19 protein-coding genes and 1 tRNA gene are annotated in these 26,395 nt (G+C 59.0%); 7 read left to right on the forward strand and 13 right to left on the reverse strand.

From position 1 onward, the window contains the following. The first annotated feature begins 282 nt into the window (after positions 1-282). Positions 283-1,059: a type III pantothenate kinase gene (locus DW937_RS08625; RefSeq protein ID WP_120120668.1), complete on the forward strand. Its 777-nt coding sequence runs from the start codon at positions 283-285 to the stop codon at positions 1,057-1,059. A 442-nt stretch (positions 1,060-1,501) separates the two neighbouring features. On the opposite strand, the gene DW937_RS08630 is transcribed toward DW937_RS08625, so the two are convergent. Continuing rightward, a tRNA-Arg gene (locus DW937_RS08630) sits at positions 1,502-1,578 on the reverse strand. Positions 1,579-1,738: 160 nt separating this feature from the next. Here DW937_RS08630 and DW937_RS08635 point away from each other — a divergent pair. Beyond that, on the forward strand, positions 1,739-3,103 hold the full coding sequence (locus DW937_RS08635; protein ID WP_120120669.1) for an MATE family efflux transporter: 1,365 nt from the start codon (positions 1,739-1,741) through the stop codon (positions 3,101-3,103). 40 nt (positions 3,104-3,143) lie between these two features. On the opposite strand, the gene DW937_RS08640 is transcribed toward DW937_RS08635, so the two are convergent. The 5 genes from DW937_RS08640 to DW937_RS08660 form a co-directional block, all read right to left on the reverse strand. Beyond that, positions 3,144-4,172, reverse strand: coding sequence for an aldo/keto reductase (locus DW937_RS08640; protein ID WP_120120670.1), 1,029 nt, complete (start codon positions 4,170-4,172; stop codon positions 3,144-3,146). 128 nt (positions 4,173-4,300) lie between these two features. Continuing rightward, positions 4,301-5,323, reverse strand: a complete 1,023-nt coding sequence (locus tag DW937_RS08645; RefSeq protein WP_120120671.1) for an ATPase P — start codon at positions 5,321-5,323, stop codon at positions 4,301-4,303. A 228-nt stretch (positions 5,324-5,551) separates the two neighbouring features. Continuing rightward, the gene (locus tag DW937_RS08650; RefSeq protein WP_120120672.1) at positions 5,552-7,057 is read right to left on the reverse strand and encodes a carbon starvation CstA family protein; all 1,506 of its coding nucleotides are present in this window, start codon (positions 7,055-7,057) and stop codon (positions 5,552-5,554) included. A 429-nt stretch (positions 7,058-7,486) separates the two neighbouring features. Next, the gene (locus tag DW937_RS08655; RefSeq protein ID WP_097776745.1) at positions 7,487-8,986 is read right to left on the reverse strand and encodes a carbon starvation CstA family protein; all 1,500 of its coding nucleotides are present in this window, start codon (positions 8,984-8,986) and stop codon (positions 7,487-7,489) included. 313 nt (positions 8,987-9,299) lie between these two features. Continuing rightward, positions 9,300-10,217, reverse strand: coding sequence for a LysR family transcriptional regulator (locus DW937_RS08660; protein ID WP_165852917.1), 918 nt, complete (start codon positions 10,215-10,217; stop codon positions 9,300-9,302). Positions 10,218-10,354: 137 nt separating this feature from the next. On the opposite strand from DW937_RS08660, the gene DW937_RS08665 reads away from it, so the two are divergent. Genes DW937_RS08665 through DW937_RS08675 form a run of 3 tightly spaced genes read left to right on the forward strand, consistent with a single transcriptional unit; the run spans position 10,355 to position 12,039 of the window. After that, positions 10,355-10,570, forward strand: coding sequence for a hypothetical protein (locus DW937_RS08665; RefSeq protein WP_120120673.1), 216 nt, complete (start codon positions 10,355-10,357; stop codon positions 10,568-10,570). 16 nt (positions 10,571-10,586) lie between these two features. After that, entirely contained in the window at positions 10,587-11,489 is a 903-nt protein-coding gene (locus tag DW937_RS08670) for a 2-dehydropantoate 2-reductase (RefSeq protein WP_120120674.1), read from the forward strand. 10 nt (positions 11,490-11,499) lie between these two features. Continuing rightward, positions 11,500-12,039, forward strand: coding sequence for a histidine phosphatase family protein (locus DW937_RS08675; RefSeq protein ID WP_120020837.1), 540 nt, complete (start codon positions 11,500-11,502; stop codon positions 12,037-12,039). Positions 12,040-12,613: 574 nt separating this feature from the next. On the opposite strand, the gene DW937_RS08680 is transcribed toward DW937_RS08675, so the two are convergent. Further along, the gene (locus tag DW937_RS08680) at positions 12,614-14,320 is read right to left on the reverse strand and encodes a hypothetical protein (RefSeq protein ID WP_120120675.1); all 1,707 of its coding nucleotides are present in this window, start codon (positions 14,318-14,320) and stop codon (positions 12,614-12,616) included. Positions 14,321-14,325: 5 nt separating this feature from the next. Then, positions 14,326-16,383: an MMPL family transporter gene (locus tag DW937_RS08685; protein WP_120120676.1), complete on the reverse strand. Its 2,058-nt coding sequence runs from the start codon at positions 16,381-16,383 to the stop codon at positions 14,326-14,328. A gap of 340 nt (positions 16,384-16,723) precedes the next feature. Between DW937_RS08685 and DW937_RS08690 the strand changes: the two genes are divergently transcribed. Both DW937_RS08690 and DW937_RS08695 read left to right on the forward strand, forming a co-directional pair. Continuing rightward, positions 16,724-18,073 carry an MATE family efflux transporter gene (locus tag DW937_RS08690; RefSeq protein WP_120120677.1) on the forward strand — a complete coding sequence of 450 codons (1,350 nt, stop codon included), beginning with the start codon at positions 16,724-16,726 and terminating at the stop codon, positions 18,071-18,073. Between the two features lie 128 nt (positions 18,074-18,201). Further along, a complete protein-coding gene (locus DW937_RS08695) occupies positions 18,202-18,939 on the forward strand; it encodes a Type 1 glutamine amidotransferase-like domain-containing protein (protein ID WP_005937502.1) in 738 nt (245 codons plus the stop codon). Positions 18,940-19,085: 146 nt separating this feature from the next. Here the strand turns inward: DW937_RS08695 and DW937_RS08700 are convergent, their stop codons facing one another. The 5 genes from DW937_RS08700 to DW937_RS08720 form a co-directional block, all read right to left on the reverse strand. Continuing rightward, positions 19,086-22,379: an SbcC/MukB-like Walker B domain-containing protein gene (locus DW937_RS08700; protein WP_120120678.1), complete on the reverse strand. Its 3,294-nt coding sequence runs from the start codon at positions 22,377-22,379 to the stop codon at positions 19,086-19,088. Beyond that, complete coding sequence (locus DW937_RS08705) at positions 22,376-22,972, reverse strand: DUF4194 domain-containing protein (protein WP_005937508.1); 597 nt, start codon at positions 22,970-22,972, stop codon at positions 22,376-22,378. Before DW937_RS08705 ends, DW937_RS08700 begins: the two co-directional genes overlap by 4 nt. Beyond that, complete coding sequence (locus DW937_RS08710) at positions 22,959-24,386, reverse strand: Wadjet anti-phage system protein JetA family protein (protein WP_120120679.1); 1,428 nt, start codon at positions 24,384-24,386, stop codon at positions 22,959-22,961. The genes DW937_RS08705 and DW937_RS08710 overlap by 14 nt, the downstream gene beginning before the upstream one ends. A 406-nt stretch (positions 24,387-24,792) precedes the next feature. After that, positions 24,793-25,317 carry a hypothetical protein gene (locus tag DW937_RS08715; protein WP_120120680.1) on the reverse strand — a complete coding sequence of 175 codons (525 nt, stop codon included), beginning with the start codon at positions 25,315-25,317 and terminating at the stop codon, positions 24,793-24,795. Between the two features lie 390 nt (positions 25,318-25,707). Further along, the gene (locus DW937_RS08720; RefSeq protein WP_120120681.1) at positions 25,708-26,301 is read right to left on the reverse strand and encodes a hypothetical protein; all 594 of its coding nucleotides are present in this window, start codon (positions 26,299-26,301) and stop codon (positions 25,708-25,710) included. Between the last annotated feature and the right edge of the window lie 94 nt (positions 26,302-26,395).

Genomic DNA, 26,395 nt, shown 5'->3' on the forward strand with positions numbered 1-26,395 from the left:
CCCCGCCTCCTTGTCAACACTTTTTGACAACTTTTTTCCAATTTCTTTGCAGAACAAAGAATCCTCCTGTTTTTCACCCGTTTCAGGGCGTGCCTTTTTCTTGACAAGACAGTGCACAGAACGTATTATGGAATCATCCCCGTATCCTGTGTTATATAGCTATACTTATTCTATAAGGGAGAAGCGCCATGTCCTGTGTCAACATCCGCGGCTGGCGCGCTATTCGGGCGCGCTATTATATTATATATACATTATATTGCGCTGCAGAGGAGGGCTTTGTTTATGATACTCACCGTCAACATTGGCAACACCCACATCACCGTGGGCGGCTACGAGCAGGATACTCTGCGTTTTTGTGGACGGCTGCACTCTGATACCGCCGCAACGGTGGACGAATACGCCATCCGTCTAGTGAATCTGCTCTCTCTGCACGGTGCATCACCGGCACAAATTGAAGGCGGTATTCTGGGCAGTGTAGTGCCCGTGCTGAGCGGCCGGGTTCTTTCCGCTTTGCGTATCCTCTGCAATGTACGCATCCTGACGGTCGGCCCCGGCCTGAAAAGCGGCATCAAGCTTCGGCTGGACAACCCCGCCCAGCTGGGCGCCGAGCTTTTATGCGGTGCTGTTGCTGCACTGGCAGAGTGTTCCGGGCCGCTGGTGGTGATCTCAGCCGACACCGCTATCTCCATGATGGCAGTCAATGCCAAGCAGGAGCTTGTGGGCGGCGTGATCCTGCCCGGGCCGCAGCTCTCGCTGAGCGCACTGGTAAAGAACACCGCTCAGCTGCCGCAGATTGACCTCGCTGCAAAGGCTCCTGCATCCATTCTGGGCAAGAGCACCTCTTCCTGCCTGCAGAACGGCTTTGTGCTGGGCACCGCCAGCCTGCTGGACGGTCTGGCGGAACGTTTCTGCGCAGAGCTTGGCCCGCAGACAGCATTCTACGCCACCGGCAATCTGCCCATTCCCATCCGGGAAGCATGCTGCACCCCCATTCTATACCGGGAGACCCTCATCACAGACGGGCTGTACCGCATCTGGATGAAAAACAAAAAAGGATAGCTCGAATCCTCCCGGCGCACTGAAAAAAGAAAAACCAGAACACGAATGTGTTCTACGGGTTTCAGGACAGTTCGATTTTTCCCCGGATGAACGGTAGTCCTCTTGTTAGACATTCCTACAGGTTGGCAACCGCAGGGCCTGACGGGTTGCGTTTGCTGATTTTTCTGCAGCCCCTTGGCAGGGCTTTAAAAAATCAGAACGCGGCCCCAACAACTCCTCCCTGTTTCAGCCGCTGGCTGCGGTCGTCGTCGTTGCTGTTCGAATCCTCCCGGCGCACTGTAAATCGCAGCCTGTTGTTAGACATTCCTACGGGTTGGGAACCGCGGGCTAAGCAAAGCCGCACTGTGGCTTTGCTTGCGGCGCTGTGCGCCGCCGCCCTGTTCGAATCCTCTCCGGTTGCACAAAAAGAATCCCCGGCACACGAAAGTGTGTCGGGGATTCTTGGTGCGACCGGGAGGATTCGAACCTCTGGCCTTCCGGGTCGGAGCCGAACGCTCTATCCAGCTGAGCTACGATCGCACATATTCATTTCATCGGTGTAAAGTAGTATAGCACAGCCGCACAAAAAAATCAAATATGAAATGTCGATGCTATCTTGCAAAAGCCGCAGCGGCCCATATAATAGAGGTGTGCCCCGGTGTGCGCGGGCACGGTTTAGGTTAAAGGATACAAAGAGAATATGAAATCAAATACCAAAACACTGACCGAAGGCCCTCTGGCCAAACAGATCTTTCTGGTCAGTCTGCCGCTGGCGCTTTCCAACCTGCTGCAGGTGCTGTTCAACATGTCGGACGTGGCCGTGGTAGGCCGGTTTGCAGGCTCCACGGCGCTGGGCGCGGTGGGTTCCACCAGCATCCTTGTCAGCCTGTTCACCGGCTTCCTGATCGGCCTGAACGGCGGCATCAACGTGTTGGTGGCCCGCTTCTACGGTGCACGGCACGAGCACGATGTGGAAAAGACTGTCCACTCCGCCGCCATCGTCAGCCTGATCGCGGGTGTGGTGCTGCTGTTCGTCGGCCTGCTGGGTTCCCCCTTCATGCTGCGGCTGCTGAACACCAAGGACGACCTGCTGCCCGGTGCCATCCTGTACCTGCGGGTGTACTTCCTTGGTATGCCCGCTCTGGCCTTGTACAACTTCGGCAACGCTGTGTTCAGCGCCATCGGCGACACCAAAAAGCCGCTGATGTACCTGTCCATTGCGGGCGCACTGAACATTGCACTGAACCTGTTCTTTGTCATCGTGTGCCAGTTAAGCGTCATGGGCGTGGCGCTGGCCAGTGCCATTTCGCAGTGCGTCTCTGCCGGGCTGATCCTGCACGCTTTGACCAAAGTGCATGACTGCTACGTGCTGGACACCAAAAAGCTGCATCTGGACCCCGCCACAACAAAGAGCATTCTGGGCCTTGGTCTTCCGTCCGGTTTCCAGAATGCCATTTTCGCCATTGCAAACCTGTTCATTCAGGCAGGGGTCAACTCCTTCGACTCTCTCATGGTCAAGGGCAACAGCGCCGCCGCCAATGCCGATGCCATGATCTACGACTGCATGGCCGCATTCTATATGGCCTGTGCAAGCTTTATGAGCCAGAACTACGGCGCTGGCAAGCCAGACCGCGTAAAGAAGAGTTATTTCATCAGTCTGGCCTACTCCTTTGGTGTGGGCCTGATCCTGGGCGGAAGCCTGTTCCTCTTTGGCCGCACCTTCCTTGCCCTGTTCACCACCGAGAGCGCCGTCATTGATGCCGGCATGAAGCGCGTGGGCGTGATGGGCTTTGCCTACTGCATCTCCGCCTTTATGGATTGCACCATCGCCGCTTCCCGCGGACTTGGCAAGACGGTGGTGCCCACCATTATTGTGGTAATGGGTTCCTGCGTATTCCGGGTGATCTGGGTATACACCATCTTCGCGCACTTTCACACCATTCCCTCGCTGTACGCACTGTACCCCTGCAGCTGGGCGCTGACCGCCCTTGCCGAGATCGTGTACTTCGCACACTGCTATAAGGAATCGATGAGGATTTTTGAGCAGCCAAAAGCTGCCGCATAAAGCACAAAAGCTCCTGTCTGAATGGGCAGGAGCTTTTGTGTTACTGAACTTTTACTTCACCGGCCAGAACGCGCTTGTAATCCTCATAGTTGCGGGCCAGCAGGGCGGGGGTATCCAGACCATATGGGCACTTGGCCTTGCACCGGTTGCAGTGCAGGCAGCCCTCGATCTTTTTCATCTTGGCCTGACCTGCGGGGCTGAGATGCTCTGCCGAGGGCGAACGCCGCAGCAGCAGGCTCATGCGGGCGCAGTTGTTGATCTCGATGCCTGCCGGGCAGGGCATACAATAGCCGCAGCCGCGGCAGAACTCGCCACACAGCTCGGCACGATCCCCCTCAATGACGGCACGGATGTCGTCGGTCATGCGCGGCGGGTTGTCGATATAGGAGAGGAACTCGTCCAGTTCCCTTTCACGCTGCACGCCCCAGATGGGCAGAACTCCATCGAACTGCGCCTCAAAGGCATAGGCTGCGGCACTGTTGGTGATCAGTCCACCGGACAGGCCCTTCATGGCGATAAAGCCCATATTTGCCGCCTTGCACTTGTTCACCAATTCCAGCTCCTGCTCACCGGAGATATAGCTGAACGGGAACTGCAGCGTCTCGTACAAACCGCTGTCAATGGCATCGTGGGCCACCTTCAGGCGGTGGTTGGTGATGCCGATATGCCGGATCATGCCCTTGGCTTTGGCCTCCTGCATAGCCTCGTAGAGGCCGGAGCCGTCGCCGGGCTTCGGGCAGAATGCGGGATTGTGGAACTGGTACAGGTCAATGTAATCGGTGCGCAGGTTGGTGAGTGAGACGTGCAGATCCTTCCAGAACTCCTCTGCGTTCTGCGCTGCCGTTTTGGTGGCGATATACACTTCCGTGCGGATGCCGTCAAAGGCTTCGCCCAGCTTCACCTCGCTGTCGGTGTAGGCGCGGGCGGTATCAAAAAAGCGGATGCCTGCCTTGTAAGCCTTGCGGGCCAGATAGACGGCATCTTCCTGCGAGATGCGCTGGATGGGCAGTGCGCCGAAGCCATTTTTGTTCACCGTGATGCCGGTGCTGCCAAGGGTGACCATATCCATAGCTGTTTCCTCCACTCGTGGGTGTAAAGACTCTCCTTTTTCATTATAAAACGAACAATTCTGCTGTGCAAGAAGTTAGGCAAAACAAAAGAGCCTTCCCCGAAGGAAAAGCCCTCTTTGCTTACTTTTTACTGATAATCGTGGTTCAGGAACATTGCCTTGATGACCACCACCTCGTCGTATTCCTCCTGTTCCACCTGCACGTCTGCGTTCAGGGACTTCAGGCGGTTTTCCACGGCAGTCAAAGCTTCCGGCACCGTGACGGCGCGGCCCTCTTCAATGGCATCGCTCATCTGCTTGAGCACGATGGGATGGGCATACCGGCTGGGTACCGGGAACGCACCGCTGGGGTAGTGCTTCACGTACTCCGCCATGGCAGCTTCGGCCTTCTCGGCCCGCTTCATGATGGCGCTGTGGTTGTTGTGGGCGGTGGGCAGCATGTTGTAGCTGGAGAACAGGAAGATGGCTGCAAAGCCAAACAGTGCAAAGTAGATGCCATAGCCGCCTGTGTGGTTGGTAACGGCATACAGGCCGTAGGCCGCGGAGACGATGCCCATAACAAAGATGGCAAGTGCCACATAGCGGTACACCGGCTTGCTTTGCAGCTGGGCGCGCTTGCGGCGCTCGGCTGCACTCAGCTCATCGGCGATTTCCGGCTTTGCTTCCAGATATTCCTTTGCCCTGCGCAGCACGGTGATGCTGTGACGGGCATCGTCGGTCAGCTCGCTTTCCGGCAGCTTGCGGGAGGCCTTTTCGGCTTCCTTCTTCTGCAGCATCTGCTCACCGGCTGCGCTGAGCAGATGGATCTGCGGCTGCTCTTTGGCCAGCACCTCCAGCAGCTTGTCCACATCCCGCTCGTCCTTGAAGTTGCACTGCTTCTGCTTGCCGCCATCGTACTCCACCACAAGGTAGGCCATGGAGGCAAACATGCCCTTGCCGGTAAAGCCGCCGGAGCTCATAGCCACCCGCTTGAACACGCGGCTGATGCTGCCGTAGGGCAGATAATAGCGGCGGTCGATGTAAAAGCTGTTGAGGTACAGCGCCTTTTTGCCAACGCCGCAGGGGCCGATCTTTTTGCAGGACTTTCTGTCCTCCACCAGCTCCTGTTTATCAAGCTTTGCCATACCCAGCTGTGCAGGTTTGAAGATCATGGAAGTTCCCTTCTTTACTGTTAGTTTCCGGTCCAGCCGCAGATGCTGCAGCCATTCCAAAATAAAATCACCGGTTCTATTTTCGCACCTCAGCCCTCAAAATGCAACCCCTTCTGCTGCTAAGATTTGCACAAAAGGTTTGTCTGTTATGTCAAAACACCCCCGTCACTGCGGGGTGCAGCGGCGGGGGGGTCAAAGTTTAAGGCGTATGCGGTGCGGCAGACATCCTTATGCCTTCTGAGAAGCGGTGTGCTTCTTGGTGGCATGGATGAAGAGTGCCAGCATTGCGATTGCAAAGATGATGCCGATGGGGTATGCAACGGCAGTGTTGTAAGCGACCAGCTTGCCGTCTGCGTAAGTATTGATCATCTTGCCCAGGCACTCAGGTGCCAGCACGAAGTAGGTGCAGGACACAGCGCTCATGAAGGTAGCGGGCACAGCGGTGATCCAGTAGTTCTTCTTCTCCTTGAACAGGTACATGGATGCAGCCCACAGAACGATCATGGCCAGCGTCTGGTTGGTCCAGCTGAAGTAGCGCCAGATCACGGTGTAGTTGATGAAGCCCAGTGCGTTGCCGATGCCCAGGAAAGCACCAACGCCCAGCACAGGGACACAGAGCTTCAGGCGGTTTGCGTAGCTGTCCTGATCGATCTTGAGCCAGTCGGCCAGAGTCAGACGAGCGGAACGGAACGCGGTATCGCCGGAGGTGATGGGGCAGATGACAACGCCGATCATTGCCAGAGCAATGCCAACGCCGCCCATGGTCTTTGCACACACGTCGTAGATGGCAGCAGACTGACCAGCAGCCAGAGCCTCGGCCAGCCCAGCCATCTTGCCGTCGGTGATGGTGTACAGTGCGCAGCCGGCAGCGGCCCAGATCAGAGCGATGACACCCTCACAGACCATTGCGCCGTAGAACACGAAGTGGCCCTGTTTCTCACTCTTCATGCAGCGGGCCATCAGAGGCGACTGGGTGGAGTGGAAGCCGGAAATAGCGCCGCAGGCAACGGTGATGAACATGAAGCTCCAGATGGGAGTGCCCGACGGATGCATGTTGCTGAAGTTTGCCCAGATCTCGGGGATGGTGTAGGCAGGGTTGGTAAAGATGCCGAAGATAACGCCCACAGCCATGATGATCAGGCAGATGCCGAACACGGGGTAGATCTTACCGATGATGGCATCAATGGAGATAAAGGTTGCGATGAAGTAGTACACCAGAATGATGATCAGCCAGAACAGGGTGGTGGTCAGCAGACCGGACATGCCGCTGTTCTTGCACAGGGTAACGATCAGGCCTGCGGGGCCCACTGCGAACACGGTACCAACCATGATCAGCAGCACAACAGAGAACACACGCATGATGTTCTGCATGACAGGTCCGAGGTATCTGCCGGTGACCTCAGCGATGGATGCGCCATCGTTGCGCTCGCTCATCATACCGGAGAAGTAGTCATGCACACCACCTGCAAAGATGGTGCCGAAGGTGATCCACAGGAACACCACGGGACCCCACAGAGCACCCTGCAGTGCACCAAAGATGGGGCCCAGACCTGCAATGTTCAGCAGCTGGACGAGGAACAGCTTCCACTGGGGCATCACAACGTAGTCAACGCCGTCGTTGATGCGCACAGCAGGAGTTTCGCGGTCGTCCGGTCCGAACGTGTTGTCAACGATCTTGCCATAGACAAAGTAGCCGATGATCAAGAGCGCCAGACAGAGTAAGAAACTAATCATACCAGAAACCTCCTTTTTGATTCAAACCGCAGCCAGCATTTTGCGTGCCTGACCACGGCTCTGACCAATCTCTGGCTTCATGTTAACACTTTTTTCATAAAACGGTTAATATTTTTCTGGTATAGTTCCCATATCAAAAAGTATATGACAAGATACTCCTGTAGAATACCGAAAAAGAGTTTTTATCGAATTTACGGCAAATTTTCTTAATTCTCCGGTAAAGACCTTTTCCGGGACCAGTCAAAGCCGCTGCTGCCAAACTTTCTGGCCCGCTTTTGTGCAAATTGCTCAATCGTTTTCAATTTTCTCCGCAAATCGTGATTTCTCTGCCTGAAACGCCGCAAAATACAAGGCATCCTCCGCCGAGCCAGTTCAGCGGAGGATGCCTTATTCAACAGATTATTTGTATATATCTTTGTATATATCGTGTCATGCCTTCTGGGCTGCCTTCTTCGTTGCGTGGAGGAAGACTGCCAGCATTGCAATGGCAAAGATGATGCCGATGGGGTATGCAACGGCGGTGTTGTAGATGGTTGCGCCTTCTGCGGTCTTGGCGTTCAGCAGGCCGCCCAGACATTCGGGAGCCAGAATGAAGTAGGTAGAAGAGACCGCGCTCATGAAGGTGGCAGGCACAGCGGTGATCCAGTAGTTCTTCTTCTCCTTGAACAGGTACATGGATGCAGCCCACAGAACGATCATGGCCAGCGTCTGGTTGGTCCAGCTGAAGTAGCGCCAGATCACGGTGTAGTTGATGAAGCCCAGCGCGTTGCCGATGCCCAGGAAAGCGCCAACGCCCAGAACCGGGATGCAGAGCTTCAGGCGGTTTGCGTAGCCGTCCTGATCGATCTTGAACCAGTCGGCCAGCGTCAGACGGGCGGAACGGAATGCGGTATCGCCGGAGGTGATGGGGCACACCACAACGCCGACCATTGCCAGCGCGATGCCCACGCCGCCCATGGTCTTGGAGCAGACATCATAAATAGCCTTGGACTGGCCCATGGCCAGTGCTTCGGCCAGACCGGTGTTCAGGCCGCCGGTCACCTCGTACAGGCTGCAGCCAGCAGCGGCCCAGATCAGAGCGATAACGCCCTCGCAGACCATTGCGCCGTAGAACACGAAGTGGCCCTGCTTTTCACTCTTCATGCAGCGTGCCATCAGGGGCGACTGGGTGGAGTGGAAGCCGGAGATCGCACCGCAGGCCACCGTGATGAACATGAAGCTCCAGATGGGAGTGCCCGACGGATGCATGCTGCCAAAGTGATCCCAGATCTCCGGGATGGTGTAGGCGGGATTGGTGAAGATGCCGAAGATGACACCGATGGCCATGATGATCAGGCAGATGCCAAAGATGGGGTAGATCTTGCCAATGACGGCATCAATGGAGATAAAGGTTGCAATAAAGTAGTACACCAGAATAATGATGAGCCAGAACAGCAGCGAGGTGAGCACGCCGGAAGCGCCGCTCTGACTGCACAGCTCCACGATCAGGCCTGCGGGACCCACCGCGAACACAGTACCCACCATGATGAGCAGCACCACCGAGAACACGCGCATGACATTCTGCATCACAGGGCCTAAGTACTTGCCGGTGATCTCGGCGATGGAAGCGCCGTCGTTGCGCTCGCTCATCATGCCGGAGAAGTAGTCGTGCACGCCGCCTGCAAAGATGGTGCCGAAGGTGATCCACAGGAACACCACCGGGCCCCACAATGCGCCCTGCATGGCACCAAAGATGGGGCCAAGGCCGGCGATGTTCAGCAGCTGAACGAGGAACAACTTCCACTGGGGCATCACAACGTAGTCCACACCGTCATTGATGCGCACAGCAGGCGTTTCGCGGTCGTCCGGGCCGAAGGTGTTGTCCACGATCTTACCATAGACAAAGTAGCCCACGATCAGGATCGCCAGACAGAGTAAGAAACTGATCATACCAGAAACCTCCTTTTTCTTTGTGCCGGAATTATGGAAGTATTTTCCATATTTTCCATTCATCCCGGCCAGCTTTCTGGGTCTATGTTAACATATTTTTCATAAAAGTGATAATATGCTTCTGGTATGGGGGCATATCAAAGACCATATAGCCGCAAAGTTTTTTAGCTGATGTTTCGTCTCTTTTTCGTGCGATTCACCAACAAAAAGACAGTCGCAGCGGTTCATCCGTCACGGCTGTCTGCCAAATTTCTTTGCTTTGCACCGGTTTCTTTTCCGGGATGTTTTGCCAGTTCTTAACCGGTTTCGGCGGTCATTTCACGGTCAGCGCCGCCTGCTTGTGCAGCAGCTGCACAAAGGTCTGCTCTTCCGGGCGCAGGGTCCCCCTGTCCGGATAGACTAGAACATCCTTCATGCGCTGGCGCTGGGCCGGGCATTTCCTGAGCACCAGATGGTATTGTTCCAGCGCCCGCTTTGGCATGGGCGAAGCCCACATATAGGCATTGGGCAGGTTCTGCAGGATGGAAAACTGGCTGCACCGCTCATACACATGGATGCGGCGGTTCGGGTTCGTATGCCAGCGCAAGCCGCTGTCCTCACCGCCGGGCAGCTGGAAATCACCGTGCAGGACTTCCATATAGCTGTTCAGCTGGGTGATATCGGTCACTTCGCACTTTGCCAGCGGGCCTTCGCGGTTGGTCAGCAGCCGGTATTCAAACTCCATCACCGGCTCCCGGTGCAGGCCGTGACGGTCGCAGTAGCGGCGGTAATAATCCTCATCCTCCTCCGCGTAGCGCAGCAGGGCCAGATGATAGCCCCGCCGCAGTACATGGTCCAGTGCTTCCATGGTGCCGGATTCCCGGATATGCACCCGCAGCTGCTGGCTGTCTGCCATCTGCTGCAAAAAATCCACCGTCGCGTAGGAAGCGTAGGTGGCGTGGGGCAGCACCACCCGCAGCTCCGCACAGCTGCTCTGCCGGCTGCGGGCATCCAGATCCAGCCGGTCCACCTCGTCCAGCACCCGCTCTGCCTGCCGGATAAAATGCCGTCCCTGTTCGGTGGGGATCATGCCGGTGGACGAGCGCTCAAAGATGCGGATGCCGTATTCCTCTTCCAGATTCTTGAGCGCCTTGCTCACATTGGGCTGGGCCGCATACAGCTGCTTTGCCGCCGCGCTCACGGAGCCCCACTTGCGGATGGCCACCAGATAACGCAGTTCCGTAATATTCATGTGACTGCCCCCTGTTCCAAAAATCATTCCTATTTTATCAAGCCGGGCGGCTGGCTGTCAAGCCAAATGCGGTTGACGCGCCCCGCGCAGAGCTTTATAATAAAAATGCTGTATTTACAAAAAGGAGTTTAGCTGCTATGGAGACTACCTACCGCGTTCTGCGCATTGAAGAGCAGATGTATGGCTGCGAGGAGCTGCCCGCCGGTCAGCCGGTGCTGTGCGATGTCACGCTGGCCGACCCCGCCGGGGCCCGGCGCACCCTGCCCTACCCGGACAAAGAGCTCACCCGCCTTGGCATCGACGAGGGCAGCATGGTCGTCCTGACCGCAGACGGAACGCTGAAAAAGGCATAAAACACAGGAGGAACACATGAAAAAGATCAAAACCTCTGCCCTGATCGGTCTGGGCGCACTGGGCATCCTGTTCGGCCGCAAAATGCCCGGCGTGCAGGTCATTGCCGATGCGGGCCGCATTGCCCGCTACTCTGCCGAACCGGTCGTCTGCAACGGCGAAGAATGCAAGTTCTCTTATGTCACCCCCGCCGAGGGCAGGCCGGTAGACCTGCTTCTGGTGGCCGTCAAGGCTACGGTGCTGGAACAGGCCATTCAGGACATTGCAAAGTTCGTAGGGCCGGACACCGTGATCCTCAGCGTGCTGAACGGCATCACCAGCGAGGAGCACATTGATGCAGCCTATCCCGGCCACACCCTGTGGAGCGTTGCCATCGGCATGGACGCCACCCGCACCGGGCGCACGCTGGTGTTCAATCAGGCGGGCAAGATCCAGTTCGGTGAGCGCAGCGGCGAGATGACCGACCGTGTGCAGGCCGTGGCTGACTATCTGGACGAGTGCGGCATTGCCAACGAGCCCTGTGGGGATATCCTTTACAAGCAGTGGAACAAGCTGATGGTGAACGACGGCCTGAATCAGGCCGCAGCCGCCTTCGACCAGCCCTACGGCGGCCTGCGCCAGCCCGGCGAGGCACAGGACATGATGCGCGCGGCCATGCAGGAGGTCATCCGGCTGGCGAACCTTGAGGGCGTGCCCCTGCCGCCGGACAACGATGTGCAGTTCATCGATGCCATGATGCCCACCTTTAACCCCGAGGGCATGCCCAGCATGCGGCAGGATGTGCTGGCAAAGCGCCCCACCGAGGTGGAGGAGTTTGCCGGTGTGGTGCGCCAGCGGGCCAAGAAGTACGGGATGCCCACCCCTGCCAACGACTTTTTCTACACCCGCATCCGCGAGATCGAGGCGGGATACGACCAGTAAGGAGCCACCCATGCATACGCTTTATTTCACCCGCCACGGAGAGACCGTCTGGAACGTTGAAAACAAGATCTGCGGCATGACCGACAGCCCCCTCACCGAGCGGGGCCGCCAGCAGGCCCGGAAGCTGGGCGAAGCCGTCAAAGCCAGCGGGGTGCACATCGATGAGATCCTGTACTCTCCCCTGTCCCGCGCCGCCGACACCGCCATGGCCATTGCCGAGGCCACCGGCCTGCCCGCCCGGTGTGAGCCGCGCCTGCGGGAGCAGTGCTTTGGCAAATACGAGGGCACGCCCCGCAACGGCGGCGAGTTCCGCGTTTCCAAGACCCACTTCGCCGACCGCTACGACGGCGGCGAGAGTATGATGCAGCTGGCCCAGCGCATCTATAACCTGCTGGACGAGCTGAAGGCTGACACCGACAAGACCTATCTTCTGGTGGCCCACAACGGCATCGCCCGGGTGGTGCAGTCCTATTTCTACGATATGACCAACGAGGAATACGCAGCTGCGGGTATCAGGAACTGCGAACTGGTGGAATACCATTTTGAATGATATCAGCGGGAAGCAGACGATTTAAAATGCCCTCCGCTTCGCTCTGGGCATCTTTAGCGGAACGATTATTTTTATAGAAAGAAAGCCGGAAAATCTGCGGATTTTCCGGCTTTCGCTTTTCACGGGAGAGAACTGGACGGCAAACGGCAGCGCGGGAGAAAGCAGGCTAGCCCTCTCCGTCAGTTCGTTACACTCACTGCCACCTCTCCCAAAGGGAGAGGCCTTGGCATAGCGGCAAAGTTACTGGCTCGAGTACAAAGCTTACGAGCGCGCCAGCTCCCCTGCGGGGAGCTGCCGCAGCAGCGGCTGAGGGGCCTTGAAATCGGCGTAACACAAAAAAACCTTTAGCGAAGCGACTTGGATTTTTTGTATGGAGCCCATCTTCTTTGGGGTTACTAGGGGCGTGCAGCCCCTAGTTCGTGCCCCCCGCGCCTCGAAAGTAGCGGGTGCTTTTCTGGTTCTCTTTTGGCACGCAAAAGAGAACATACCCGGCGGCGATGCATTTTGCAAAAGGCATCAAACTTTAAACACGCGACCACTCTCTGCGCGGGAAGCATCCCCCGTATCATAAAAATCAGCCTTTATACAGCCCAAACAGCTTGAGCAGCTTCTGCCAGAAGGTCAGGGTCACAGCTGCCGGTTCCGGCTGGGCTGCCGGGGCCGGGGCCGTGATGGCAGTGGTCTGCAACGCAAACTGCACCGCGCCCACCTCGGTGTTCTCTGCCGAGGTGAAGCTCTGCACCTCCCCGCCGCCGGAAAGGCTGTTCAGCAGGCCGTCCAGCTGGGCACCCATGTCGATGCCGGAAACGCTGCTGCGCAGCTCGCCGGTGCCGCCGGTCAGCTGCAATGCACCCTCCGCCAGCTGCGCAACGCCCGCCTTCAGCTGGGCTACACCGTCGGTGTAGGCGTTCAGGCCGTCGTCCAGCTGGACGTACTGGGCGGCAAGCTGGTTCACGCCGTCGGTGAGCACCGAAAGATTGCCCAGCATCCCAGTAAGCACACCGGCCAGCTGACGCACCCCGGCATCAAACTCGCCGTAGCTGCCGTTCAGGGTGCTGCTGCCCTCGTGCAGCTGGGCAATTCCGCCGTTCACGGTGTCGAGATAGGTCTGCATGGCATCGATGTTGGCCGTAGACCCCTGCAAAAGCAGGATCACATCCTTGAGCTGCGGCATCATCCACACCATTCCCTGCAGCTGCTGGATGGCCTTGGCATTGCCATCCTTTACCACGTCAAGGTCAAGGCCGTTCTCTTTCAGGATGGCCTTGTAGGCTTCAAAGCTCACCTGCTGCTCCAGCTGTGCCGCGCCCTCATCCAGCCGGGCAATGCCGTCCCGGATCTGGGTGGAGGCATCCAGCAGGGTGTTCAGCTCGTCGGTGGAGGCCGAGATGCCGTTCAGCGCGGTCTGCATCTGGGTGAGGGCGGCACGCACCCGGGCTGAGCCGCCGGTCAAGGCACCGGAATTGCCGTTCAGGGTGTCGATGCCCGCCTGCACCTGCGCAATGCCGTCTGCCAGCGCGTTGGCACCATCGTCCAGCTGAACAGAGCCGCTCTGCAGCTGTTCCAGCATCCCCGTCAGGTCCATATCCCCGAGGTCGAGGTTCAGGTTCAGCCGCACGCCGTTCAGGGAAACGGCTTCCATGGCAAAATCCGTCACATCGGCAGTGACGGTCACATCGCTGTCCGCGCCCGGCAGCAGGATGTAGGAAAGCTGCTTTTTGCTGCCCACATTCGCCACCGTAGCGCCCGGCGCGCTGATGTTCCGGGCAAGGCCGGTGTCCAGACCCATGGTCACCTGCAGCGCGTAGTCGTCAAAAAAGCTGCCGGTGCAGTCCGGGTTGCGGCTCACCTGCAGCCGGATGGAAAGGGCACCGCTTTTGCCGCCCAGCTCGTCGGGGCTGATTTCTGCCCCGTCCAGCGTATAGGTCAGCTTTACCACCCACGGCAGGGCCGTGGCGGCATCCATGGTGCCCTCATAATAGAGCTTGCCGTCCTCTGTCACATGCACCGTGACCGTATCGCCGCTCTGCTCCACGGCATCGCTCGTGGTCATGTTGCGCACGGCAGTGTAGCTGCCATGGTCCGCAACGGTGTCCCCCGCCTGCACGGAAAAGCTGTTCACGGCGTACACGCCGGTCACAGCACCGGAGGCCGTAAGATTTGCATAAATGACCTCTTCCTTGGCAGTGGAGGCTGCTGCAAAAGCCGGCAGACTGCTGCCCGCCAGCAGGCAGCCTGCCAGCGCCAGCGCCGACACCCGGCGCACAAATCGATGTTTCATCTCGGTCAAGCCTCCTTCGGCTGTTTTTTCTTTTTTATAATGAGCGGGTCGGCCAGATACAAAAAGCCCGGCAGTGCCGAAAGCACGATGGCCAGCGACACCAGACTGCCCACGCCCAGAAAATTGCCCAGCTGGCCCAGCAGCTGGTTTGTGGAAATGGCTCCCATCAGGAAGCCCACCACCGCCATGGCGCTGCCGGTGGTGCTGACCGAGGTGGTCACGGCGGACACCGTGGCCGCAACGGCTTCTTTGCGGCCCAGCGTCTCGCGGAACTCCTGATAGCGGTCGGAGAAGAGGATGGCGTAATCCACCGTAGCGCCCAGCTGCACCGAGCTGATGATGAGGTAGGCAATGTAGAACACGTACTGGCCCCGGAAGTACGGGATGGCCAGATTGATCCAGATGGCGGTCTCGATGCTCAGCACCAGGATCACCGGCAGCAGCAGCTGACGCTTCATGATGAGCAGGATCAGGAACACAGCACCGATGGCCAGCAGGTTCACCTTGACCATGTCGGCCGTGATGGTGTCCATCAGGTCATAGGTGCTCACGCCCTGACCGGCCAGATAATCATTGTCCGGGTAATATTGCTGCACCGTGGCGCGCACCCGCTCCACCAACGCAAAGGCCCCATCGCCCTCGGTGTCGGCATCCACCGTAAGCACCATGCGGGTGTAGCCGCCGGAGACCAACAGCCCCAGCGTATCCCCGGGCACGAACTCCGGCGGAATGGACGCGCCTGCGTTGTCCACATAGGAAAGGATGCCGGTCACCTCCGGGATGGCGTGCAGTGCATCCGAAAGCTTTTGCTGCGTGGCGGTGTCGCCCTCTGGCACCAGTACAACGTAGGTGTCGCTGCGGCCAAAGGTCTCCTCGATGGCGGCGGTGTCCGCACCCAGACGGGTGTTCTCGCCAAACATGTGGGCGGCACCGTAGTAATACTGGTTCGAGTTGGAGGCCAGATAGCTGGGCACCATCAGGATGACCAGCACCAGCGCCATGGGCAGCATGATGCGGGCTACAAAGCGGCCAAACTTATCAAAGCTGGGCAGCAGAGGCTTGTGGTGGGTCTTATCCATCCACTTGTAGCACGCCAGCGTGAGCGCGGGCATAAAGGTGAACACGGTGACAAGGCTCAGCACCACGCCCTTTGCCAGCGCAAGGCCCAGATCCGGGCCGATCTGGAACTGCATGAGCACCAGTGCCAGAAAGCCGATGACGGTGGTCAGGCCGCTGGACAGGATGGAGCCGGTGGATCTGCACAGGGCATCCACCATGCACTCCTCCGGGCTGGCATCCGGGTTTTCAGCCCGGCACTCCGCAAAGCGGTGGATCAGGAACACCGAGTAGTCCAGCGACACCGCCAGCTGCAGGATGCTGCCCGCCGCATTGGTGACAAAGGAGATGGTGCCGAAGATGAGGTTCGTGCCGTTGTTGAGCAGGATGGCCGCCCCCAGACCCGTCAGCACCAGCAGCGGCTCCGCCCAGGAATCGGTGGTCAGGATCAGGATGAACAGCACATACACCACCGCGATGGCGGCGATCTTTGCCACCTCGGTCACGGTGGAGTTGGTGGCAACGGCAGTGGAGACTGCCGCGCCCTCCAGCGCGTTGCCCTCCCCGATCAGATCCCGCACGGCAGCCACGGCTTCCAGACGCTTCTCGTCCTCCACCGTCACGGTGAACAGGGCGCAGCCATCCTTATAATAGCTCTCCACCGTGGCGGTGTCCTGCATCTGCAAAGGCACCGTCACATCCAGACTGTCGTCCAGCCATGCAACGGAGGACACTCCATCGATGGCGGCAAGCTTCTCCTTGTACTCCAGCGCCTGCGGCACCGTCACATCCCGCACCATGACCCGCATGTTGGGGATGCCGCCGGTGAAAGCACCGTTCATCACCTCGATGGCGGTGGTGGAGGGGGATTCCGGCGGCAGGTAGTCGTTGATATCGTAATCCACCTTTACCTGACGCACAGCGAACACGCTCAGCACAGCCGCCAGTGCAAACACCGCCAGCACCAGCCTGCGGCGGCGCACGATGGCGGTATAAAAACGTTTCATCAAAACAGGAGTTCTCCTTTCCGGATCCATAAAAAAACTTTTATCATTCTAACAGGTTTGATAAACGTTGGAAAGAGACAGTTTATGAATTTTGACCCTCAAATGCCGATTTTTTTGATTTTTCTGCCTTGACAACAAAAATAAATTCTGATATGCTCTTTTTCGGTTCATCGGAGGACCGTTTTCAACGTAATTTGAAACGGGCCGGATAAGATGCCGTGCAGACAGCGCCCCGCCGGAGGTTTCGTTGCCGTAGTGACGAAGCAGATCGAGGCCGGGCGTGCACTCACGGACATTTATCCGGCCCGTTTTTTGCACCTTGTGCAGAAAGGAGGACGCCATGTCCAAGCAGCGGATCCAGCTTTCCGATCATTTTACCTATTCCCGCCTTTTGCGGTTCGTGCTGCCCTGCATCGGCACCATGCTGTTCACCTCCATCTACGGCATCGTGGACGGCCTGTGTGTCTCCAACTTTGTGGGCAAGACGGCCTTTGCGGCGGTCAACCTCATCATGCCGCTGCCCATGCTGCTGGGCACCATCGGCTTTATGCTGGGCACCGGCGGCAGCGCCATCGTGGGCATCACGCTGGGCGAGGGCGACCAGAAAAAGGCCGACCGCTATTTTACCCTGTTCCTGCTGGCGGCTCTGGTCTCGGTCAGTGTGCTGGCCGTGCTGGGCATTGTGTTCCTGCGGCCCATTGCCGTGCTGCTGGGCGCAAAGGGGGAGCTTTTGGACTATGCGGTGCGCTATGGACGCATCCTGATGCTGGCTCTGCCGCCCTTTGCGCTGCAGAATATGTTCCAGAGCTTTTTCGTCACCGCCGAAAAGCCGCACCTCGGCTTCTGGTTCACCGTGGGCGCGGGCTGCACCAACATGGTGCTGGATGTGCTGATGGTGGGTATCTGGGGCTGGGGCGTGGAGGGCGCTGCCATTGCCACCTTTATCAGCCAGCTGGTGGGCGGCGTACTGCCGGTGTTCTACTTCATCGACCGCAGCAACTCCAGCCGCCTGCACCTGTGCAAGACGAAAGTTTATGGCGGCGTGCTGCGGGACGCCTGCATCAACGGCTCTTCCGAGCTGATGACCAACCTTTCCATGTCGCTGGTCAATATCCTGTACAACTACCAGCTGCTGCGTCTGGCCGGTGAGAACGGCGTGGCCGCCTACGGTGTCATCATGTACGCAGCCTTCCTGTTCGTGGCGGTGTTCGTGGGCTATGCCGTAGGCAGTGCGCCCATCGTCAGCTTCCACTACGGTGCCCGCAACCACGCCGAGGTGCACAACCTCTACCGCAAGAGCCTGCGGCTCATCGCCGTGGTGGCTGTGACCCTGACGCTGGCTTCCATGTTCATCATCCCCTGTGTAGCGCGCATTTTCGTGGGCTACGATGCGGAGTTGCTGGCCCTGACCAGCCGGGCCTTCCGGCTGTATGCGCTGAGCTTCCTCATCATGGGCTTCAACGTGTATGCGTCCTCCTTCTTCACGGCGCTGGGCGACGGCGTGACCAGCGCGTTGATCTCCTTTTTGCGCACGCTGGTATTTCAGGTGATCGCCATTCTCCTGCTGCCGCTGCTGCTGGGCATCGACGGCATCTGGCTGGCCGTCACCGCCGCCGAGCTGGCGGCTCTGGCCGTGAGCGCTGCCATGCTCCTTGCCAAGGACAAGGTGTTCCATTACCGAAAGGCCTGATAAGATCCCCTGCTTTCTGCGAAACGGCGAAAAGCGGGGGATTTTTTTGGTGATTCTGGCTCTGCCGCTGGCAGCAAAATCGTGTTAAAATGGACACAGCCTTTATTCACTTTTTATGAGGAATCATTATGACATTGTTTTTGACCAGCAGCCCCAGCGGCTGCCCCTTTGAGCCGGGGCCGGATATTCCGGTGCTGGACACGCGCAACCACTTTGTGGCGAACCTGCGGGCCGTCTGGCCGGATCACGCCGTGCTGGGCCTTGCCATTGCGGCAGACCCCTATGCCTACGAGCAGAACGACGAGATGTGCCGGGTGTTTGCTCAGAGCTTTGCGAACGCCCACCTGCCCCTGACGGCGCTCATCCCCTGCGATGCCCGCAATGCCGAGGAGATCGGTTCTCTTCTGCCCCAAAGCGGCTTTGTGATGCTGTGCGGCGGGCACGTGCCCACCCAGAACCACTTTTTTGCTCAGCTGGGCCTGCCGGGGCTGTTCCACAACTACCACGGCATCGTGCTGGGCGTGAGTGCCGGCAGCATGAACGCCGCCCACATCGTGTACGCCGCGCCCGAGGAACCGGGCGAAGCCGCCGACCCGCACTACTCCCGCTGGATGAACGGCCTTGGCCTGACCGAGACCCGCATCCTGCCCCACTACCAGTTCATCCGGGATCATGTGCTGGACGGACAGAAGGTGGAGGACATCGCCCTTGCCGACAGCAAAAAGCGGCATTTTCTCGCTTTGCCGGACGGCTCGTATATCCTGTGCGCCGACGGCAGCGAGGCGCTGTACGGCAGAGGCTGGTACTTTGCGGATGGGATGATGGAAGAGATCAACGAGGATGAAGATGTGCTGCCACTGCGGTAGCAATAAAAAAGAAGCACGCAGATGCGTGCTTCTTTTTTTATGATGTTCTGCTGCGCAGAAATGAGGTTGCTGCGCAAAATGATGTGTGCTATCGCACATTCTATCATGCCCCGCAGGCAGACATCATTGCGCATACAATGCGCACATCATTCCGCCGCAAGGCGGATAAAGGGCGCTATTGCGTTAGCGTCGCCGTGGCGGACGATGGAGTAGGTGATGTCGCAGTAGGGCTGGATGGCGGTACTCTTTTCCACGGTGGAGATGAGCAGCACCTGCAGCTGCAGGCGGCGGAACAGCTCCATCATGGGGCGGATGCGGTCGCTGGTCATCTTGCTGAAGGCTTCGTCCAGCAGCACAAGGCGGATGCTGTTCTCGCTCTTCTCATAGATCTGCAGAAGGCTGGCGCAGATGGCCACATAGAAGGGGGCCTGATTCTCGCCGCCGGAGGAATCGCGGCTGACGCGGGACAGATACGCCTGCTGGCCGGTGACCCGGTTCGTCACCTTGATGTCATAGTCCAGATAGGTGCGGTAGTCCACATAGTCCGACAGGGTCACGCCGCCGGTGCGGCCCTCCTGCCGGGCGCGGGTGTTCTCGTCCACATCCGCCATGATCTTTTCCATCAGCTCGTCCACCTGACGCTCGTAGGCCGGGTCGGCGGTGGCGGCAAGGTTGTCCAGCGAGTCGCCCTCGGTCATCTGCTGGTTGCCCTTGTCCACGATGACCTGATAGAAGGCCGCCAGCTGCGGGTCGCGGCTTGGCTCCAGCTCAAAGCGGTAGACCTCCTCGCCGTAGGTCAGCTGCTCCATCACCTTGTTCAGCTCCCGGAACTGCCGCCGTGCGTTGAAGATATCGTCCTTCATGCGGAACAGGATATCCTTGCGGAAGCGGTCCTTGCAGTCCCGCTGGGCCTGCTCCAGACGGGCGGCGTAGCGTTCCAGATCGATGCGCACAAGGCTCTCGTGCTGGGCGCGGTACTGGTCCAGCCCTGCAAGGCCCAGCGGATAATCGCACACATAGTGCTCGTTGTAGGCTTTCTGGGCCGGTTCCAGCGTGCCGGTCAGATAGACGGCCAGCGCATCGTCCAGCTTGGCCTGCGCCTTTTCCGCAGCCTGTGCGGCGGCGCGGGGCTTATCTGCCGGGGCCAGCGCCAGCATCCGGGTGCGGGCCAGCGGCTCCACCAGCGGATGCGCCGCAAAGAAGCTCCGGGCAGCATCGGCGCTCTGCTGTGCCGTTTCCCCTGTCTTTTTCTGCTCTGCTTCGCAGGAGGCGATCTGCTTTTGGCACACGCGGATGTCGCCGCCCGCCTGCTCCACGGCGGCGCGGACAGCCTCCCACGCGGCTTCGCGGGCTTCTTCCTCCTTGTAAAGCTGCTGCAGCAGCGGGTTCTCGCGGCACTCGGTGAGCTTTGCTTCCTGTTCGGTCACAGCATTCTGTGCGGCAGTCAGTGCGGCGCGGGCATCCCACAGCGCAGCCAGCTCGTCCAGTGCCGTGCCCCGCAGCAGGGTCTGGTACTGGTTATAGGCGGCTTTCAGGTTCTGTTCTGTCTGGGCGGCAGCACGGGCGCTTTCCCCCAGAGCTTCCAGTTCGGCCGCCAGCGCCCCGGCGCGGGCGCGGCGTGCGTCCAGACCGATATACCGCTGGGGAGTGCGCAGCCGTTCCAGCCGGAAGGGGTGGTGGCGCAGAAGGTCGCGGGTGGCGCTGTCCGGGTACTGTTCCAGCGTATCGGGGGTGTCGCAGCAGACGATGCGGCCCAGAATGGTCTGGGCATACTGTGCAGCCAGCGGGTTTTCGCTGCTCACCTGCGCGGCAAGGCTGTCCGGGCCGTACTTGTCGGCGCGGCGGTTGGCCTTGCGGATGCCCGGGGTGTCCAGCAGGCTGATAGGCCCCACCTTGTCCCTCAGGGCCACAAAGGCGCTCTTGGCGGCTTCGTAGTGGGCGGGCGGCACAAGGATATCAAAGCGGCGGTCACCAAGGCAGGCTTCCACGCAGTCCTGCCAGCTTTCGTCCTCCACGTTCAACAGTTCACAGAAAATTTTCGCATCCGGCTGAATGCCCCGGCTCTTGAGTTCCGCATTCACGGCATCCCGCACCCGGGTGGCGGCATCGCCGTGGGGGTAGACCCACTTGCCGCCGGACACCGCGTCCAGCTCGGCGCGCTTGCCGGCCTGCTCCTTCTGCAAAGCAGCAGTGTTCTGGCGGGCAGCAAAATAGGCTTCCTCCAGCGGTTTTTCCTGCGCAGAGAGCCATGCGGTGAGCTGCGGCAGAGTGTCCGCCGTCAGCTCTTCGGCCTTGATGCCGGCAGCAAAGCCGCTGCGGCGCAGCATAGCCAGCAGGCTCTGGGTGCGGGCAAGGGCACTTTCTGCCTTTTCGGCTTTGCGTGCGGCGGTATCCAGCGCCGTTTTGCGGCGGGAAAGCTCCTCGGTCAGGGCGTCCAGTGCCCGGCCCTCGCCGCTGGCGCTGGCGGCACCGTGGGCGGAAAGATAGGCCCGGCGGGCTTCCGCTTCGGCATTTTTGGCCTCGGCATAGCGGGCGCTCAGCTGTTCCAGCTGGCGGCGGCCCGCATCCAGATGCTCCTGCCAGGCGGTCTGTTCGCCGCCGTCGGCAGCGGCGCGGGCCAGCAGCGCTGCGCCCCGGTTCACAAGGGTCTGGGTCTGCTTTTCGGCAGCTTCGCGGCCAAAATCCACGATCTCTTCCAGCGCGTCGGCGCGGGTCTGTGCTTCGGCCAGCACGGCGTGCAGATTTTCCAGTTCCAGCCGGTCGCCCTGCAAAGCGTCCAGATCCAGCTCCGGCTGGGGCAGGATGTACTGGTACAAAAACTCCCGGAAGTTGGGGATCTCGTCCATGCTGGTGCCCATCTGGAACACCTCGTTGAACTTTTTGCCCAAGGGGCTGGAGGCGCGCCCGATGCCCAGCGCACGGCAGATGCGGTCCCGCGCTTCGCTGGGGCTGCGGGTGTAGGAGAGACGGCCCGTTGCGGGCTTGAAGTCCTCCTTTGCGCTGGGTGCACCGGTGCGCGGGTCGATGAAGGGCAGCTGTTCCAGCGTGCAGCCGTCCTCCGAGAGATACCATGTCTGATCGCCGGGGTGCAGCTCCTGCATGGGGCCTTCGGACTCCACCCGCACCGCGATGACGAAGGGGGTGCGCTTGACGCTGTCCCAGAACTCCGCCCCGATGTAGGCCACGGTATGGCCCGGGCGGCGGTAGGCGTTCTCGCCGCGCTGCTTTGCGTGCACCGAACCCTGCAGGGTGCGGCCGCTCTTTTTATTGCCCAGCGCATTGAAATTGCGGTTGGTGGTCAGGCAGTAGCGGATGGCATCCAGAATGGTGGTCTTGCCCACGGCGTTCACGCCGATCATATAAGTGAGCCGTGCGCAGTCGAAGGTGACATTTTCAAAGTTGTGCCAGTTGATAAGCTTCAGCCGTTTGAGTTCGATCATTCTTCACCCTCCCCTGCTTCTTCCGGTCGTTCATAAAGGCCAAGCTCTGTGCGGGTGCGGGCAGATTCTGCCGCTGCATCCGCAAGGTCGGCATCCGGCAGGGCCAGCAGCACGGTGGGAAATACTTCAATGCGGCTGTCCAGCCCGGAAAGCCGCCCCACAGGCCGCGCCAGATTGTACCGGCGCAGGGTGCGCATGAGGTTTTCCAGCGTTTTCTGGTCCAGACGGCGGGGCAGATTCATCTTCTGCAGCTCGGTCTGCACCTCTTCCACCGTCACCAGCACCTCGTCGGCATTGGCCGCAAGGCTCTCGCGCTTTTGCAGGTACAAAAGCCGCAATACCAAAAGCAGGATGCTCTCGTATTTCAGCAGCCGGGCCTGACTGCCCTCGTGGCCGTTGACCAGAGCCGCCGCCTGCAAGGGTGCCGGGTACAGCAATACAGAATAGCCCAGCGGGGCGAACACAGCGCGCACCTCGTCCAGATGATCCTGCACATAAAGATATTTTGCCCGCTGATCCTCCACGCCGCCCAGCACGAAGCAGTGGTTCAGCAGGTAATTCGCGGTTTCTTCCAGCATGTTAATGGTTGCCATTTTCTTCCTCCCTGCGGCGGGTGAGGATAAAGTCCTCAAAGCGGAAACCGCCGCGCTCCACCCAATTGCCGGTGAGCTGAATGTCATAATCCCGGTGCGGCGACTGCGAGTAGGTGTGCAGGCCGATGATGCGGGCAAAATCGTTCGGGTATTCCTCTGCCAGCACCGACGCGTTCACCTGCGGGCGGGCGGCAAGGGCCTGCCGGACCAGCAGGGCCACGTTCTCTTCGGTGACGGCAAGGCGGGCGTAATCCAGCAGCAATTGCTGCTCTTTTTTGAGCTGTTCCGGATCGAATCCTTCGGTGCGCACCGGGGCCAGCGGCTCGGCGGTGCGCTGGGCAGCGGGCGGGTACAGAAATTTCTCCCCGAATACTGCCGCCGGGTACAGATGCAGCCGCTTTGCCACCGGGCCGTCGTCCGGCTCAAACAGCTGCTCCGGGGTGCGGATGTCCTCGGCGTAGCGGCGCAGCAGGGCGGTGACGCTGCCCTGCGAAGAGCGGTCGCTCAGCAGCAGGAACTGTGCCCGCTGCACAGCCCGCTTGCGGTAGCGGATGTGGCTTGCATCGATCTCGCGCATGAGCAGGCTCATCTCTTCCAGCGCGTCCCGCTGCTTCTGGATGAGTGCACGCACGGCAGGTGTCGCTTCGTTCGGGGCGCAGCGCTCCACCCGGGCATAATCAAAGGCCAGCTGCGGCAGGTAGTTCTCCTCGCAGTCGTCCAGCTCCTCTTCCAGATAGGCGCGGTAGTTGAACAGGTTGTCGCTGGTCTTGAAGCGGTGGTAGGCCGCCGCCACCACCTTTTCCTCGTACTGGTCGAACAGTTCCAGCACCTCCTGCGGGGTGCGGTTGCGGGTAAGCCGGTCGATATAGTGGCCGATGGAGGCGTTGAGTGCCCGGAGAGAGCGGTTCAGCGCTTCGAGGTCTGCGTCCACCTCCCGCAGAACGTTCTCATAGGGGCTTTTTTCCTGCCCGATGCTGCCCAGCAGCTGCCATGCCTTGTACAGCTTGCCGGTATAGGTAACTACGCGGGGGTTCAGGATCTCTTCCAGCGCTTCCAGCAGCGGCGTTACCTCCGGCACAAAGGCAAGGGACGCTTCCCCCTCGTAGCTGCCGGGCTGCTCTTCCAGCCAGCCGGTGCGGCGCAGCCGCAGCAGAAAGCCCACGGCCAGCGTGTGAGGGTCGCGGGTGGGCTGCTCGTCCTCATCGCCCGCACCGTCGGCATCCAGCGCAAGGGGCTTTGCCAGTGCGGCAAAGTAATCCTCGGCACGCCAGACGGCCTCCGCACGGGAAATGCTGTAATCCGCCGTGTGGCGGCACTCCTCCCAGAGCAGAAGCAGCAATTCCGCATAAAAAGCCCGGTTCGGCCCCGCCAGCGGGCGGAACAGCCGCGGGGACACCAGTTCAAACAGCTGCATGGAAACGTCCTTTCCTGTTCACATCAGAATACGTTTTTATTGTACCACAAAACGACACGGTTTGACAGAGAAACCATTCAGAATTGCCGCCGGGAGGGGCGGGGCAGACTCCTTCCGTCAAACCCTGCGGGTTTGCCACCTCCCTCAGTGAGGGAGGCAACCCTCTCCGTCATCGCTGCGCGATGCCACCTCCCCCGAAAGGGGGAGGTTTATTGCATCTGACCGGAAGGCGAAAGGCTCCCTTTTTGAGGGACGATTTCCCCCGGCCGGGGGAAAATGTCGCGCAGCGACAAAAGGGGGAATCTGGCACGCCGCAGGCGACTGGGGGAGTTTGCCCCCAAACACAAAAAAGCCCCGCAGAGCGGGTGCTCTGCGGGGCAGGGATGCAAGTTTTGAGAAGGTACGCTTATTGGCTGACCACGAAGAGGACCAGAGTGTATTCCTTCTGCTTGGTAACGGTAACGCCGAACTTGGTCGGATTCATAACGCCAGCCTGTTCCAAGTTACTCTGAATATCCGGTCTCAAAGCGGCATAGGCATGGGCCAGAGTATCCTTGGTGACTTCCTCTTCGCTCGAAAAGTCCACGGGCACCAGCGCAGCCGTTTTGCCCTTCTTTGCTTCAGCAAAAAACGTCTCCCGCTTTTTCACTGCGTCAAAATAAGCCTTCTGATCAATCGGAGAAGTAAGCCTAGCATCCACCGCCTTGACAGCAACAGGCAGGCACTTATTGCTGATCTCTGTCAATTCCGAATCAACGGTCAGTGTCGGGTTTTGGTTCTTGCCCCATTCCACAGTCCACTTGGCAACATCCCTTTCCAGCGCAGTATCGCGCATTGAAGGTGCGCTGGGGGTAACGCCGCAAGCGGTGAGCATTGCCAGCGCCATGATGCCGGTCAGAAGAACGGCCACAAGACGTTTCAACTTTTTCATGTTAGGTCTCTCCATCATAAAATGAATTACAGGCCTTTTCCGCGTCCCAAATGCCCGGAGGGCCTATGTATATTTTACAGTTTTCCCCTCCCCCGCGTCAATGTACAGACTACCTATCGTTTCCAATCATTTTTGAGCCAATACGTCAGTTTGTTGGATACAAAAAGCCCCGGGGCGGGGCAGACTCCTTCCGTCAAACCCTGTGGGTTTGCCACCTCCCTCAGTGAGGGAGGCTCTGGCGAAAACGGAAGCTTTGCACCTGAGCCGGAAGCTTTGCCGCCGCGAAAGGCTCCCTCTTTGAGGGGGCTGTCGCCGCAGGCGACTGGGGGAGTTTGTCCCGAACGCAAAAAACCCCGGGGAGCGGGTGCTCCTCGGGGCAACAAAACTTTATTAACTACGAATCGTACCTTCACACTTGATGGCAATGCCAATATAAGTCTTGCCATTGGAGGCCGTGTAGGTTGCAACACCGACATCTTTCATGGTAGACAGCTTTCCAGAAGGAGTGCCGGGGGTCGCATTCTCCAGGACATCATCCAGTTTTGCCTTGAATTCATCGTTAACTTCCAGCGGCTTTACATCTTTCAGTTCAGCTTTTGTAACCGGTCTCAGCATTTCATCCATTTTATTCGGGTCAAATACATACATCACAAAAGAAACAGTATTTTCAGCTTCATTCATATTGAGGTCAGAAACACACTGCATGTATTGGGCCGTTCCGCTTTCATCATTCTGCACATACGGAACATCTTCTGCTTTGATAACGCCAGTATCATCCGTTTTGGCCAGAACGGCACGAACCTTGCTCTGCAGATCGGCATTATTGCTGTAGCTTGTGCCATTGACAGTATTCAGATACTTCAGCACCTTGCTCTCGATCTCATTCGAGCTGCTTCCACCAGCGCCACCGCCGCAAGCGGTCAGCATTGCCAGAACCATCACGCCGGCCAGAAGGGCGGCTGCGAAACGTTTGAACATTTTCATTGTAATGTTCCTCCTGCTTTCAAATTCTGACGGTTTGGGCGACCCCAAATCGCTTTACCCGTCTGAATTTATTTTATCCATACCCCCCCCGCAT

This window comes from Faecalibacterium sp. AM43-5AT (genome assembly GCF_003603345.1).
Taxonomy (GTDB): Bacteria; Bacillota; Clostridia; order Oscillospirales; family Ruminococcaceae; genus Faecalibacterium; species Faecalibacterium taiwanense.

Coding starts and splice junctions, on each gene's coding strand:
- DW937_RS08625 (WP_120120668.1), top strand. CDS start 283: ATGATACTCACCGTCAACATTGGCAACACCCACATCACCGTGGGCGGC.
- DW937_RS08635 (WP_120120669.1), top strand. CDS start 1,739: ATGAAATCAAATACCAAAACACTGACCGAAGGCCCTCTGGCCAAACAG.
- DW937_RS08640 (WP_120120670.1), bottom strand. CDS start 4,172: ATGGATATGGTCACCCTTGGCAGCACCGGCATCACGGTGAACAAAAAT.
- DW937_RS08645 (WP_120120671.1), bottom strand. CDS start 5,323: ATGATCTTCAAACCTGCACAGCTGGGTATGGCAAAGCTTGATAAACAG.
- DW937_RS08650 (WP_120120672.1), bottom strand. CDS start 7,057: ATGATTAGTTTCTTACTCTGTCTGGCGCTCTTGATCATCGGCTACTTT.
- DW937_RS08655 (WP_097776745.1), bottom strand. CDS start 8,986: ATGATCAGTTTCTTACTCTGTCTGGCGATCCTGATCGTGGGCTACTTT.
- DW937_RS08660 (WP_165852917.1), bottom strand. CDS start 10,217: ATGAATATTACGGAACTGCGTTATCTGGTGGCCATCCGCAAGTGGGGC.
- DW937_RS08665 (WP_120120673.1), top strand. CDS start 10,355: ATGGAGACTACCTACCGCGTTCTGCGCATTGAAGAGCAGATGTATGGC.
- DW937_RS08670 (WP_120120674.1), top strand. CDS start 10,587: ATGAAAAAGATCAAAACCTCTGCCCTGATCGGTCTGGGCGCACTGGGC.
- DW937_RS08675 (WP_120020837.1), top strand. CDS start 11,500: ATGCATACGCTTTATTTCACCCGCCACGGAGAGACCGTCTGGAACGTT.
- DW937_RS08680 (WP_120120675.1), bottom strand. CDS start 14,320: ATGAAACATCGATTTGTGCGCCGGGTGTCGGCGCTGGCGCTGGCAGGC.
- DW937_RS08685 (WP_120120676.1), bottom strand. CDS start 16,383: ATGAAACGTTTTTATACCGCCATCGTGCGCCGCCGCAGGCTGGTGCTG.
- DW937_RS08690 (WP_120120677.1), top strand. CDS start 16,724: ATGTCCAAGCAGCGGATCCAGCTTTCCGATCATTTTACCTATTCCCGC.
- DW937_RS08695 (WP_005937502.1), top strand. CDS start 18,202: ATGACATTGTTTTTGACCAGCAGCCCCAGCGGCTGCCCCTTTGAGCCG.
- DW937_RS08700 (WP_120120678.1), bottom strand. CDS start 22,379: ATGATCGAACTCAAACGGCTGAAGCTTATCAACTGGCACAACTTTGAA.
- DW937_RS08705 (WP_005937508.1), bottom strand. CDS start 22,972: ATGGCAACCATTAACATGCTGGAAGAAACCGCGAATTACCTGCTGAAC.
- DW937_RS08710 (WP_120120679.1), bottom strand. CDS start 24,386: ATGCAGCTGTTTGAACTGGTGTCCCCGCGGCTGTTCCGCCCGCTGGCG.
- DW937_RS08715 (WP_120120680.1), bottom strand. CDS start 25,317: ATGAAAAAGTTGAAACGTCTTGTGGCCGTTCTTCTGACCGGCATCATG.
- DW937_RS08720 (WP_120120681.1), bottom strand. CDS start 26,301: ATGAAAATGTTCAAACGTTTCGCAGCCGCCCTTCTGGCCGGCGTGATG.